General features: G+C 73.5%; 14 protein-coding genes. 7 read left to right on the plus strand and 7 right to left on the minus strand.

The features are described from left to right. Positions 1-6: 6 nt before the first annotated feature. From P1V51_09325 to P1V51_09355, 7 genes are all read right to left on the minus strand, one after another. On the minus strand, positions 7-822 hold the full coding sequence (locus P1V51_09325; protein ID MDF1563233.1) for an RNA methyltransferase: 816 nt from the start codon (positions 820-822) through the stop codon (positions 7-9). Beyond that, on the minus strand, positions 819-1,880 hold the full coding sequence (gene obgE / locus P1V51_09330) for a GTPase ObgE (GenBank protein ID MDF1563234.1): 1,062 nt from the start codon (positions 1,878-1,880) through the stop codon (positions 819-821). Before obgE ends, P1V51_09325 begins: the two co-directional genes overlap by 4 nt. A gap of 60 nt (positions 1,881-1,940) precedes the next feature. Beyond that, positions 1,941-2,204, minus strand: coding sequence for a 50S ribosomal protein L27 (gene rpmA / locus P1V51_09335; protein ID MDF1563235.1), 264 nt, complete (start codon positions 2,202-2,204; stop codon positions 1,941-1,943). Positions 2,205-2,207: 3 nt separating this feature from the next. Beyond that, the gene (rplU, locus tag P1V51_09340; protein ID MDF1563236.1) at positions 2,208-2,510 is read right to left on the minus strand and encodes a 50S ribosomal protein L21; all 303 of its coding nucleotides are present in this window, start codon (positions 2,508-2,510) and stop codon (positions 2,208-2,210) included. Between the two features lie 120 nt (positions 2,511-2,630). After that, positions 2,631-4,568, minus strand: a complete 1,938-nt coding sequence (locus P1V51_09345; GenBank protein ID MDF1563237.1) for a hypothetical protein — start codon at positions 4,566-4,568, stop codon at positions 2,631-2,633. After that, positions 4,565-5,338 (minus strand): hypothetical protein, encoded by a 774-nt coding sequence (locus P1V51_09350; protein ID MDF1563238.1) that lies wholly within the window; start codon positions 5,336-5,338, stop codon positions 4,565-4,567. The genes P1V51_09345 and P1V51_09350 overlap by 4 nt, the downstream gene beginning before the upstream one ends. Next, positions 5,329-6,519 carry a hypothetical protein gene (locus tag P1V51_09355; protein MDF1563239.1) on the minus strand — a complete coding sequence of 397 codons (1,191 nt, stop codon included), beginning with the start codon at positions 6,517-6,519 and terminating at the stop codon, positions 5,329-5,331. The genes P1V51_09350 and P1V51_09355 overlap by 10 nt, the downstream gene beginning before the upstream one ends. A gap of 162 nt (positions 6,520-6,681) precedes the next feature. Between P1V51_09355 and P1V51_09360 the strand changes: the two genes are divergently transcribed. The 7 genes from P1V51_09360 to P1V51_09390 are packed head-to-tail and all read left to right on the plus strand — an operon-like array spanning position 6,682 to position 12,641. Further along, positions 6,682-7,392 (plus strand): hypothetical protein, encoded by a 711-nt coding sequence (locus P1V51_09360; protein MDF1563240.1) that lies wholly within the window; start codon positions 6,682-6,684, stop codon positions 7,390-7,392. Continuing rightward, on the plus strand, positions 7,389-8,549 hold the full coding sequence (locus P1V51_09365) for a serine hydrolase (protein MDF1563241.1): 1,161 nt from the start codon (positions 7,389-7,391) through the stop codon (positions 8,547-8,549). Before P1V51_09360 ends, P1V51_09365 begins: the two co-directional genes overlap by 4 nt. Further along, complete coding sequence (locus P1V51_09370) at positions 8,546-8,872, plus strand: amidase (protein MDF1563242.1); 327 nt, start codon at positions 8,546-8,548, stop codon at positions 8,870-8,872. The genes P1V51_09365 and P1V51_09370 overlap by 4 nt, the downstream gene beginning before the upstream one ends. Then, entirely contained in the window at positions 8,865-10,067 is a 1,203-nt protein-coding gene (locus P1V51_09375; protein ID MDF1563243.1) for an aminotransferase class V-fold PLP-dependent enzyme, read from the plus strand. The genes P1V51_09370 and P1V51_09375 overlap by 8 nt, the downstream gene beginning before the upstream one ends. A 14-nt stretch (positions 10,068-10,081) precedes the next feature. Then, entirely contained in the window at positions 10,082-10,711 is a 630-nt protein-coding gene (locus tag P1V51_09380) for a PAS domain-containing protein (protein ID MDF1563244.1), read from the plus strand. A gap of 25 nt (positions 10,712-10,736) precedes the next feature. Beyond that, the gene (locus tag P1V51_09385; GenBank protein MDF1563245.1) at positions 10,737-11,735 is read left to right on the plus strand and encodes a hypothetical protein; all 999 of its coding nucleotides are present in this window, start codon (positions 10,737-10,739) and stop codon (positions 11,733-11,735) included. 15 nt (positions 11,736-11,750) lie between these two features. Beyond that, on the plus strand, positions 11,751-12,641 hold the full coding sequence (locus P1V51_09390; protein ID MDF1563246.1) for a VWA domain-containing protein: 891 nt from the start codon (positions 11,751-11,753) through the stop codon (positions 12,639-12,641). Positions 12,642-12,644: the final 3 nt, after the last annotated feature.

Genomic DNA, 12,644 nt, shown 5'->3' on the forward strand with positions numbered 1-12,644 from the left:
CTGCGTTCAGTCGGTATCGACGGCAGCCAGCAGGGATGATTCAAGCTCGTCCAGGCGTACGGCCAGGCTGGGCGGCACCCGCCGGCCGGCGGCCGAACGATAGTAGCGCAGGCGCAGGAGCGCCTTGCTGGCCTCGTCGAGGTCGCCGGGGCTGCCCCAGGCCCGTCGGCGCTGCTCCACCGCGGCGGCGAGCGTGAGGGCCGCCGCCACCGAGACGTTGTAGCTCTGGGCCAGGCCGTAGATGGGGATCATCACCGCGCCGTCGGCGGCGTCGACCAGCTCCTCGGAGAGGCCGGTGGACTCGTTGCCCAGGAGCACGGCCGTCGGGCGCTTGAAGTCGACCTCGTGCAGGGGGAGCGCGTCGTCGCGCAGGGCGGTGGCCAGCACGGAGAAGCCGCGCGCGCGCAGGCGCTCGACGGCGACCTCGGGCTCGGGGTGGACGTGCACCTCGGTCCAGCGGTGGGTCGACTGGGTCACCCGGGGCGAGGGCCGAAAGGGCGCCTTCACCGAGTCGACGACGTGGATCTCCTGGATGCCCAGGGCCTCGCTGCTCCGGATCACCGCCGCCTGGTTGTGCGGATCGTGGATGCCCTGAAGGAGCGGCAGGAGGGTGCGGGTGCGGTGGCGCAGCGCCTCCTCGATCCGGTAGCGGCGCTCGGCGCCGATGATCCCCAGCGCGCGGAACTGCTGCAGGGCCTCGGGGAGGGTGTCGGTGAGGGCCTCGAGCTTCTCGAGCTCCTCTTCGGGCACCTTCGGGCGGGAGACCGCGGTCCGGCGGGGCACGGGGGTTCCGTCCGCGTGCAGCTTCTTCCGCCGGCTCACTCTTCGTCCCCGTCTCCGTCGTCGTCGTCGCCGTACCCGGCCTCTCTCTGCTCTCGCTCGGTCTCCAGGGCCTGGGCGATCGCCTCCAGCGCAGCATCGAGCACCGCCTCGACGCCTTCCCCCGTCGGCGAGGAGAGCAGGATCACCTTGCGCCCGATCTCCTCCTCGAGCAGCTGAGCCGCCGCCTGCGCGTCCGGCAGGTCGGCCTTGCTCACCGCGAGGATCTCGGGGCGCGCCGCCAGCTCCGCGCTGTAGCGCTCGAGCTCGCCGCGCAGGGCCCGGTAGTCCGCGACCGGATCGCGGCCCTCCTCGGTAGGCATCCCGTCGACGAGGTGCAGCATCACCCGGCAGCGCTCGACGTGCTTGAGGAAGCGATGCCCGAGGCCCCTCCCCTCCGCCGCGCCCTCGACGAGGCCAGGGATGTCGGCGAGCACGAAGGTCTCACCCTTGTGCTCGACCAGGCCGAGGTTGGGGACGAGGGTCGTGAAGGGATAGTCGGCGACCTTCGGCCGCGCCCGGCTCACCCGCCGGATGAAGGTGGACTTGCCGGCGTTCGGGAAGCCCAGCAGGCCCACGTCCGCCATCAGCTTCAGCTGCAGACGCAGGCGCCGCTCCTCGCCCGGCCAGCCAGGCTCGATCCGGCGGGGGGCCCGGTTCACCGAGGTGGTGAAGGCCTTGTTGCCCCGGCCTCCGTCACCGCCCCGGGCGACGACGAGGCGATCGCCGACCTCGGTGAGATCGCCGAGGAGCTCGTCGGTCTCCTCGTCGAAGACCTGCGTGCCCGGCGGCACGCGCAGCACGCGGTCCTCACCGGCGCGCCCGTGCATGTCCTTGCCCATGCCGTGGTGGCCGCGCTCTGCGCGCTGCAGCGGGTTGAAGCGGTAGTCGAGGAGCGTCGAGAGCCCCTCGTCGACGACCAGGATGACGTCTCCGCCCCGGCCGCCGTTACCGCCGTTCGGCCCACCCTTGGGCTCGAACTTCTCCCGACGGAAGGAGAGGCAGCCGCGGCCGCCGTCTCCTGCCTTCACCTGCAGGCGAACCTCGTCGACGAACTTCATGACGCAGGCTCGTGGCTAGCGTGAGGGCCGACCGGAGGATCCGATCGGCCCGATCGCAGCTTACGCCTCGGCGAGCGGCTGGACCGAGACCTGCTTCCGGTCCCGACCCTTGCGCTCGAAGGCCACGTGGCCGTCGATGAGAGCGAAGAGCGTGTGATCCCGACCCATCCCGACGTTCTTGCCGGGGTGAATCCGGGTGCCGCGCTGACGCACGATGATGTTGCCCGCCCGGACCTCCTCGCCGCCGTACTTCTTCACGCCGAGGAACTTGGGCTTGGAGTCGCGACCGTTCCGGGAGGAACCCTGTCCTTTTTTGTGAGCCATGGGTCAGGCCTCGATTCCGGTGATCTCGAGTTCGGTGAAGAGCTGACGGTGGCCCCGGATCTTGGACCAACCGTTCTTCCACTTCTTGAAGGAGATGACCCTCTTGTGCTTCGCCTCGCGCACGACCTTCGCCGTGACCTTGGCGCCGTCGACCAGCGGAGTGCCCACCTTGGGCTCGCTCCCGCCGATCATCAGCACGTCGAAGTCGAGGGTCGCGCCTGGCTCGGCGTCGATCTTCTCGACCCGCACCACGTCGCCCTTCTGGACGCGATACTGCTTTCCACCGGTGGCAATCACGGCGTACATCTCGATGCTCCTAACGAAAGATACTGCTGAAAACGTGGTTTCACCCCGCCGGATGAGCCCGAGGGCTTCATTCCCCGACGGCGCAAGGAGGCGGAAATTAGGCGGATGCCCCCCTCCCTGTCAAGGATCGGGATCGAGGATCGTCGCCGCCTCTCCCAGGAGGGCCCGCGCCCGGGCCGGCCCGTGGACGCCCGCGGCCCGATCCGCCGCCACCAGCCCGGCCAGGTGCTGGGCCCGCGCCCGGTCCGGATCGGCCGGGAGGCGCCAGGGGAGGTGCTCCCCGCCCGGGGGCGCCGGCTGTCCCAGGAGGCGCAGGGCCTCCCTCCGGAGGGTGGCGCTCGGGTCGGGCGGGAGCCCCTCCTCGTGACATTCGACGCAAACCTTTGAATTAACTTTGAAATCCTTGAGGGGGTGGCAGCCGAGGCAGGCTCCGGGGACCTCCCGGTGGGGGTTCTCCTCGCTGCCTCCATAATAGAGGTCGGCCACGCTGCTCCGGGGAGCCCCCTCGTCCGGGGGCGCGGCGTGGCAGGGCAGGCAGACCCGGACCTCCTCCGGCGGCGCCTCGATCCGCAGGTGGGGCGGGATCGGGGGCTGGCGCAGGCCGAAGGGGCCGGCGTCCTCCCGGTGGGGGGCGTGACAGGCCGCGCAGGCGATCCCCGCCGGGCCGGGCTGGGCCTCGCCCTCCGGGACCACCGGGCGGGAGAGATCGCCGATCGACTCCAGGAAGCCGCCGGTGGTGTGGCAGCGGGCGCAGGGCCCCCGCCGGGTCTCGGGCCGAAGGTCGGCGCGGCTCATGGCGCCCTGCCGCCACCGCTCGACCAGCCCGTAGCGGGGCGGCGCGTCGTGGCAGGTGGCGCAGACCGACGAGCGCAGGATCACCCAGCTCGAGCGGTGGTCCGGCAGGCTGCCCGGCCCATGACAGGGGGTGCAGCCGATCCCCGCCACCCGCCGCAGATCCCGGGGGAGGCTCTCCCAGGTGCCGGGCGCGCCCCGCTCGGGCAGGGCGAAGCCGAGCTCGCGCGCGACGTGGAGCGCGCCGCCATCCGGGAGGCCGGGCTCGGAGGTCCCGTGGCAGGCGATCGCGCAGCGCGGATCGAAGTCGGGGCCGAGCTCCCCCTCGAGGCCCCGCCGGCCGATGGTGCTCATGGCCCCGCGGGCGAACGCGCGCGCCTCGGCCGGGTGGCAGTCGGCGCGCCCGCAGTCCATCCGGGTGCGATCGTGGCGGCGGGCCGAGAGCTGCAGCTCGCTCCCGTCCGGGCGGCGCAGGAAGTAGCGCCCCGGCACCGTGGGCCGGAAGGTGGCGCGCCCCCCGGTGGCGGGCGCGGCGGGCGAGAGGGCCTCCTCTCCTCCGGCCGGGATCCGCGCCGGCGCGAGGTCGGCCTCCGCGAGCGCCACCGACTGCCCGAGGGCCACCGCGGGGAAGCCCGTCGCCCGGGGCCAGGCGTCGATCCGCAGCGAGCGCTCGTAGCTCGCCTTGCCGGCCAGGAAGCGCCCCCGCAGCTCCAGCCCGACCGCCTGCGCGGGCGAGCGCGGCACGACGCCACCCTCGGGGGCGGGCGGGGGCAGCGGCTCGACGAGGGCGACGGGGACGCGCCGGCCCTCCTCCTGCGTCGGATGGACGCGCTCCTCCCCGGCGGCGACGCGCCACTCGAGGCGCCCCTCTCCGGCCTCGGGGCAGCGGTCGGGGAGGTGGACCTCCCCCCGCAGCGCGCCGAGCACGCGCCGCGCTCCCCCCGCGCCATGGCGACCCTGGAGCTCGACCGGCAGGAGCTTGCCGCAGCCGGGCGCCTCCAGCTCGACCGGGCAGGCCCCGGGCAGCTCGAGGCGCACCCGGCGCCCCTGCCCCTCGGGCAGCACCTGGAGGAGGCGCTGACCGGGAGGCGCGCCGGGGATCGCCCTCATCGCCCCGGCCGGCGCCCAGCGCAGCGCGCCGAGCTCGAGGCCCGCGCCCGGCTCTCCCTTCACCCAGATCAGGGCGCAGGGCTTCTTGCTCGCCGGATCGGCGCAGGCGCCCAGCAGGAGGACGAGGCCGATCGCGATCGCGCGCCCGACGCTCACGGGGCCCCCTCCTCGCACTGGCCCAGGCGGCAGGCGCCGCCGCCGCAGTCGCGGGAGGTCCAGCAGGTGGGCGCCGGCGCCCGGGGCGGCAGGCAGTGGCCCGAGAGGCAGGCGGTGGCCTCCGGGCACTCGGTCTGGGCGGCGCAGGCCTGGCCCACGCGCGGCGCGCCCTCCGGACCCGGGGACACGCAGGCCCGGGGCTCCCCCGGCGCGAGGGTGAAGCGGCAGACGAGGTCGCCGGCCTCGTGGCCGGGCGGGAGATCGGGCGAGAGGTCCACGCAGATCCGCGGGTCTCCTCCGCAGCGCCAGGCGGGGTCGGGGGGGCCGGCGATCACCCCGGCGCTCTCGCCGTGGTGGCGGCAGATCACCACCCCCGCGGTCTCGGTGCACTCCCACTCCCCGTCGTCCGGGCGGCGAGGGTGAACGCGGCGACAGCCCCCTCCTGCCTGGCATCTCCAGGGACCGGCGCCCACCGCGCGCGGCCGACAGCGGCGGGCCTCACCCGCTCCCCAGCAGCGCCAGCCTCCGGGGACGTCGAGGGGAGGCACCGCTCGCGGCAGGAGGCGGGGCGGCCTTCCCTCCGCGGGCCAGCAGACCCGCAGCCCGGCGACGTCCAGGCAGTCGTCCGCGCCGTCGGCGAGGGAGGGGGCGGGCAGGGAGAGGCCCGGGCCGAAGCCCGGGGGTCCCGGAGCAGAGGGGCCGGCGCCGCGGCAGGCCCCCAGCCCGAAGAGGACGACGAGGAGGGACGACCTGAAGAGACCTACTGGCACGCCTGGGTGACGACGCCCGTACAGTTGCCCCGCGACTGCTGGTCGGTGGGGTAGTTCTCGCAGCACTGCCCCGCCGCGAGGCAGCAGTCGAGGCTGTAGAGCCCATCGGGATCACAGCCGCTCGGCGCGCTGTTGGTCTCGTAGCAGGTCCCCCAGCGGCCGTTGGCGTCGCACTCCTGGGTGCCCCAGTGACACTGGGAGGGCTCGTCGCACCAGCGGGTGGCGCCGGGCGCGCAGGCCTCGCACTCGGCGTCGGCGCAGTCGGTGTGCCCGTCGCAGTCGTTGTCCTCGTTGTCGCCGCAGGCCGCCTCGTACTGGGTGCAGCCGCAGCTGCCGGGGTTCTTGCAGTCCTGGTCGCCGCAGTCGGTCTTGCCGTCGCAGTCGTTGTCGACCCCGTCCCCGCAGGTGAAGGGATCGATCTCCACGAAGAACTGCGGCGTGCAGCCACCGTTGAGGCAGGTCAGGTCGAGGATGCAGTCCGGATCGTCGCAGTCGCGCAGGCCATCGCAGTCGCTGTCGTCCCCGTCGTTGCAGCCGCTCTCGGTCGCGTCGCAGACGGAGCAGGAGGTGCGGCAGTCGGGGTCCTGACAGTCGGTGAGGCCATCGCACTCGTCGTCCGCGCCGTTGGCGCAGATCTCGACCTCGCCGGTGCAGACCACGAGGCCGTCGGCGCCGTCGCAGTCCTCGTCGATGCCGTTGCCGGCGACCTCGGTGGCGGGGAGCACCGCGCCCTCGCAGGTGCCCCAGGCGTCGAGATCGCCGAAGGTCTGGCAGACCTGAGCGCCGTCGCGGCAGGCCCCCTTCCCCCGGCGCTCGGCCGTCCCCGGCCAGCAGGTCTGGGCCGCGCCGACCGTGCAGGGGCAGCCCTCGTCGATCACGCCGTCGCCGTTGTCGTCGAAGCCGTTGCCGCAGAGCTCGCCGTTGTTGCCGCCCCCGTCGCCGCCGCCGCCGTCGGTCGCGCCGCCGTCGGTGCCGCCGTCGGTGCCGCCGTCGTTCTCCCACCAGTTCCCGCCGTCGTCGCCGCCGAGGGAGACGCAGAGGTTGTCCATGCAGGTCTGGTCGGCCGCGCAGTCACCGCTGTGGGTGCACTCGACCCCGGCGTCGCGCTCGCAGCCCGCGCAGGCGGTGGCGCCCGGCAGGGCCGCCACCAGGCACCACAGGATCAACGTTCTGGCTCGCATCGTCACCCTCGCTCCTCTCGCGTTGCCGCCCCTTTTCGAACGCCTTCAAACTAGCACCCGGCGCGCCGCCCCGGGAGACGGCGGGCACCCGCGGCCGGGGAGACGTAAGGGCCCTTCCGCGGGCCTCTCCCGCAGCCTCTCTTTCGTACTACTTTCTTGGCCATGCCCTGGAAGACCTCTCCTCCCCGCTGGCTGCTGGCCACCGGACTGCTCGCGGCGCTGCTCCTGCCGCGCGCCGGACGGGCCGCCACCCCCACCCTCCTCGGCGAGGCCCTCCGCCTCGGCCCGGCGACCTACCAGAGCGAGGAGGCCGGCGCGCCGGCCGAGCCGGAGGCCAGCCCCGCGCCGGCGCCCGAGGCGGCGCCGGAGGAGACGCCCCCGGCCGCCGCGCCGGAGGCCGCGACCGAGGAGCCGCCCGCGCCCGAGGCCGCCACCGCCGTGGCCGCGCCGGCCCCCGAGGCGCCCGCCGCCGCGAGCGCCCGCGTGAAGCGACCCTGGGCCCACGAGCTGGTGGCGGGCCTGATCGCCGGCTCCCTGAGCCTGCCGACCACCGCGATCATCAGCGGCGCCATCGGCCGGGGACCCGGCAACCTCCTGGCCGCGGCCCTCCCCGCCGCCCTCCTCTACCTGGCGCTCCCGCCGCTGGCCGTGACCTTCGCCTCCTACGGGGTGGGCCTCTTCTTCTCCGACCGGGAGATCGGCTGGTCGCCCGCCTTCTGGCTGGCCCTGGGGGTGCAGGTGCTCGGCTTCGCCCTCACCGCTCTCTCGGGCTTCAACACCCAGCGGGCGAACGATCTGGTGGCCATCACCGCGGTCCACACCCTGGCGCTGGGGGCGGTCGTCACCCTCACCCTCCCCTGGGGGAAGCCATGAGCCGCGCCCCTCGCGTCGCCCTCCTCCTCTCGGTGCTCGCGCTCCTCGGCGCCGGGGAGGCGCGCGCCCAGAGCTGCCCGAGCCGCGCCTTCTACCCCACCGACGTCTGGTCCTCGCGGGCCGGCCTGGTCGAGAGCTCGCGCGCCGCCGAGATCGCCGCGCTCGAGGACTACGCCTTCACCCTCCAGGGCGAGGACGCCGAGCGCCTCGGCCCCCGCACCGACGCGGTGCTGATCGTCCAGGGCGGCGAGATCGTCTACGAGCACTACGCCCGGGGCTGGACCTACCAGATGCCCCACCTGGCCTGGTCGGTCACCAAGTCCACCATGAGCGCGCTGACGGGCATCGCCGTGGGCAGCGGCCTCCTGAACCTCAACGACTCGATCTGCATCCACGTCGAGCCGGCCCTCGAGGAGCTCTGCGACGTCACCGTGCAGGATCTCCTCGAGTTCGCCAGCGGCATCGACTGGAAGGAGACCTACGAGAACGAGTCGAACCAGCAGTCCTCGGTCCTCGCCATGCTCTACGGCGAGGGCCGGGAGGACGTGGTGCGCTTCATCACCTCCCACCCGCTGCGGCACCCCCCCGGCGAGACCTACACCTACTCCTCGGGGGACACGACGCTCCTCGCGGGCGTGCTCGCTTCGGCCTTCGAGCCCCTCCACGGCCGCGAGTGGCCCCACGCCCTGCTCTACGAGCGCCTCGGGATGCGGACGGCGGTGCTCGAGCGCGACGCCCGGGGCGTCCCCATCGGCTCCAGCTACCTCTACGCCACCGCCCGCGACCTGGCCCGCTTCGGCCTCTTCGCCCTCGACGACGGCTGCTGGGAGGGCGCCCGCCTGCTGCCCGTCGGCTGGATGGACAGCTCGACCACCGTCTCCCGTCCCTTCGAGAACGATCCCCGGGAGACCGGCGAGACCGACGTGCAGGGCTGGCAGTGGTGGCTCAACCAGCCGGTGCCGGCGCAGGAGGTGAGCACGCCCTACCCCGCCCTGCCCGAGGACGCCTTCATGGCCAACGGCCACTGGGGTCAGCAGATCGTGATCATCCCCTCGCTGGACATGGTGATCGTCCGGGTGGCCGACGACCGGGACGGCAGCTTCGAGCGCAACACCTTCTTCGAGCTGGCCCTCGCCGTGGGGAGGGAGACGCCATGAAGCGCCTGCTTCTCCTCCTCGGCCTCGCCGCCCTCACCTCGGGCGCCGCCGCCTGCGGTGACGACCACCCGCGGCCCTACGCCAACAACGACCTCGAGCTGATCACCGCCTACACCGCGAAGGAGGTCTGCTCCTGCCGCTTCGTGATGAACCAGACGGCCGAGTACTGCCAGGCCTGGACCAAGGCCAGCCCGCCGGTCGCCACCTTCCGGGTGGACGAGAAGCACAAGGTCGTCTCGGCGGCCGCCCTCGGCCTCTGGAGCGGCCGCGCCCGGTGGATCTCCGCCACCGAGGGCTGCCGCCTGGAGCGCGCCAGTGAGTAGCGCCTGGAGTCAGCGCTTCGTCCTCGAGGAGGGCCTCGACTTCCTCAACCACGGCTCCTTCGGAGCCTGCCCCCGGGCCGTGCTCGACCACCAGCAGGCCCTGCGCGAGGAGCTCGAGCGGCAGCCGATGAGCTTCATGGTGCGCCGGCTGCAGCCCCGGCTGGACGAGGCTCGCGCCCGGCTGGCCGCCTTCGTCGGGGCGAGCCCCGCGGACCTGGTCTTCGTGAACAACGCCACCACCGGGGTGAACGCCGTGCTGCGCAGCCTCGAGCTCCAGGCCGGCGACGAGCTGCTCACCACGAGCCACGCCTACAACGCCTGCGCCAACGCCCTGCGCTTCGTCGCCGGGCGGGCGGGGGCGACGGTGAAGGTGATCGAGCTGCCCTTCCCCCTGAAGGATCCGGCCGAGGTCGTCGAGCGCGTCCTCGACGCGGTGAGCGATCGCAGCCGCCTGCTCCTGATCGACCACATCACCAGCCCCACCGGCCTGGTGCTGCCCATCGAGGCGATCGTCCCCGAGCTCGAGCGGCGCGGGATCGCCGTGCTGGTCGACGGCGCGCACGGCCCGGGGATGGTCGAGCTCGACCTGCCCGCCCTGGGGGCGAGCTACTACACCGGCAACTGGCACAAGTGGTGCTGCGCCCCCAAGGGCGCGGCCTTCCTCTGGGTCCGCGAGGATCGCCGGCGCGAGGTGCGCCCGGTGGTGATCTCCCACGGCGCCAGCCTCGAGGCGGCGGGCCTCGACCGCTTCCACCCCGAGTTCGACTGGGTGGGCACCGACGATCCCACCGCCTGGCTCAGCGCCGCCGAGGCCCTGCGCTTCCTCGAGGCCACGGTCGAGGGGGGCTGGCCGGCGATCCGGGCGCGGAACCGCGCCCTCTGCCTCGAGGCGCGCGATCTCCTCTGCGAGGCCCTCGAGATCGAGCGGACCGCCCCCGACGCGATGATCGGCACCCTGGCCGCCCTCCCCCTCCCGGACCGGCCCCGGCCCGAGGCGCGCCCCCACCTCGACCTCGACCCCCTCCAGGAGGTCCTCCTCGCGGACCACCGGATCGAGGTGCCCATCGTCCCCTTCCCCGCGCCGCTCGGCCGGCTGGTGCGCATCTCGGCGCACCTCTACAACCACCGGGCCCAGTACCAGCGCCTCGCCGACGCCCTGCCCGCGGCGCTGGAGAAGGTCGACTCCCGAGCCTGACGCCTGAGGAGAGGATGAACGAGAAGAGCCTCGACCGTCTGATCGCGACCCTGCCCTGCGCGCTCTACGAGTACGTGCGCTGGCCGGACGGCAGCAGCAAGTTCATCTACGTGAGCGCGCAGGTCGAGGACCTCTTCGGCTGGAGCGCCCCGGAGGCCATGGAGGACGCGATGAAGCTCTGGGGCGCGGTGCACCCGGAGGACCTCGAGCGGCTGCTCGCCGAGGACAAGGAGGCCAACGAGAGCCGGACGCGCTTCGACTCCGAGTTCCGGATCCTCGCCCGCTCCGGCGAGACGAAGTGGCTCCACCTGACCTCGATGCCCAGCGACGAGACCCACGAGGGCCAGGAGATCTGGCGTGGCGTGATGCTCGACGTCACACCCCGCAAGAGCGCGGAGCTCGAGCAGGAGCGGCTGCGCGGAGAGCTGAAGGTGGCCCACGCCGACCTCGAGGCCCTCTCCGGGCTGCTCCCCATCTGTCTCTACTGCAAGAAGATCCGCGACGACGCCGGCTACTGGCAGAAGGTCGAGAGCTACCTCGCCCGGCACAGTCAGGCGAAGTTTAGCCACGGCTGCTGCCCCGACTGCGCCGATCGGCTCTCCCACGAGGCCGGCCTCGAGGCCACGGCCGAAGAGGCGAGCTAGAGAGGAGCGAGGACGAGCGCGGACCATGCCGACCTTCGTCGAAGAGCTCTGCCCCCGCTGCGGGGCGCCCCTGCCGGCCCGGGCCGCGACCGGCATCGTGCACTGCGAGTACTGCGCGACCGAGCTGATCCCGGAGTACGGCAGGCTGCGCCTGGTCGAGACCCGCGACGAGGATCTGCCGGATCCGGACCGCCCCCGGCTCTGGATCGGCGGCCGGCGCTACGTGCTCCTCGGGAGGCTGGCGAGGGGGGAGTGCTCCGACGTCCACCTCGGCCGCCGGGATCACCGGCTCACCGAGCAGGTGGTGGTGGCGGTGCTGCGGGATCCGGAGCACCGCGAGCGGCTCGCGCAGGCCTGGTCGATCCTCGAGGCCCTCCAGCGCTCCACCCGCCAGGGCCGCGACCACTTCACCCGCCTCCTGCCCCAGCCGGTCGCGCACGGAGAGGCTCGCCTGGGACTCCACGGCACCGAGGGCAGCGTCCCGGTGTCGGTCTTCCGGCACGCCCCCGGCTTCATCCACACCCTCGAGGACGTCCGGCAGGCCTACCCCCGGGGCGTCGCGCCCGAGGCGGCGGTCTGGCTCTGGAAGCGGATCGTCGAGCTGCTCGCCTGGCTGCACCAGTCCGACCAGGTCCACGGCGGGGTGCTGCCCGAGCACCTGCTGATCCATGCCCGGGATCATGGCGTGCGCCTCGTCGGCTGGTCGCGCTCGGTCCGCGCGGGCGAGCCGCTGCCGGCCTTCACCGCCGCGCGACGCGAGCTCTACCCGGAGGCTGCCTGGGCGGGCGGCGAGGCCCGCCCGGCGACCGATCTCACCATGGCCGCCCGCTGCATCCGCTGGACCCTCGGCGACACGCCGGCGCCGCCCCCCCTCGACGATCTGCTGGAGCGCTGGGCCACCGGCGAGGGCCGAGGCGAGGGCTGGGCGCTCCTCGAGGCCATCGACGCGGCCGCCCGCCAGGCCTTCGGCCCACCCCGCTACGTACCCTTCCCGATGCCGGGCTGGCCCGGCCTCGAAGCCTAGAAGAGGAGAACCACGATGGGCTACGGCTCCTATAGCTATGACGCGCACCAGGCGCTCACCCGCTCCCGCCAGGGGCTCTCGGCCGACGCCGTCTTCACCCAGACCGTCATGCACCCCGCGATGGACCCCAAGGGCGTCCGCTTCCGCGAGTCGCGGGACAGCGAGGCGCACCCCGACTCCCTGGGCATCGTCTTCGCCCTCGACATCAGCGGCTCGATGGCCCAGATCCCGGTCAGCATCGCCTGCGAGCAGCTGCCGGGCTTCATGAAGCTCCTCGAGGACTGCCGGGTGGCCGACCCCCAGGTCCTCTTCATGGCTTTCACCGACCTGCAGGGGGACGGCCGCCCGCTGCAGGTGGGGCAGTTCGAGACGACCGCCGAGCTGATGGACCAGTGGCTCACCCGCTGCTCCCTCAAGGGAGGCGGCAACGAGCTCTACGAGCTCGCCATGCACTTCGCCGCCCACCACACGGCGATGGACTGCTGGGAGCGGCGTCAGAAGAAGGGCTACTTCTTCATCACCGGCGACGAGCCCACCAGCGAGACCCTCTCCGCCGCGGTGGTCGAGCGCTTCCTCGGCACCAGCATCCAGGACCAGCCCCTCGAGGCGGTGGTGGAGGATCTGAAGAAGACCTACGAGCCCTTCTTCCTCATCCCCGACCGGAGCCGGGGCTCGCGCATCGCCGACTTCTGGCGGCGCTACCTGGGCGACCGCACGATCGTGCTCGAGAGCCCCGACGACACCTGCGGGGCCGCCGCCGGCCTGGTCGCCCTCGGCGAGGGCACTGTCTCCGATCTCTCCGAGCTCCAGGCGCGCCTCGTGGCGGCCGGCACCTCGAAGGCCCGCGCGGGCGCCATCGCCGGCGCCCTGAAGCCCTGGGCCGAGAGCAGCGAGCGGGGCCGGTAGCGC

The sequence above is a fragment of the Deltaproteobacteria bacterium genome (genome assembly GCA_029210625.1).
In the GTDB taxonomy this organism is placed as follows: domain Bacteria; phylum Myxococcota; class Myxococcia; order SLRQ01; family SLRQ01; genus JARGFU01.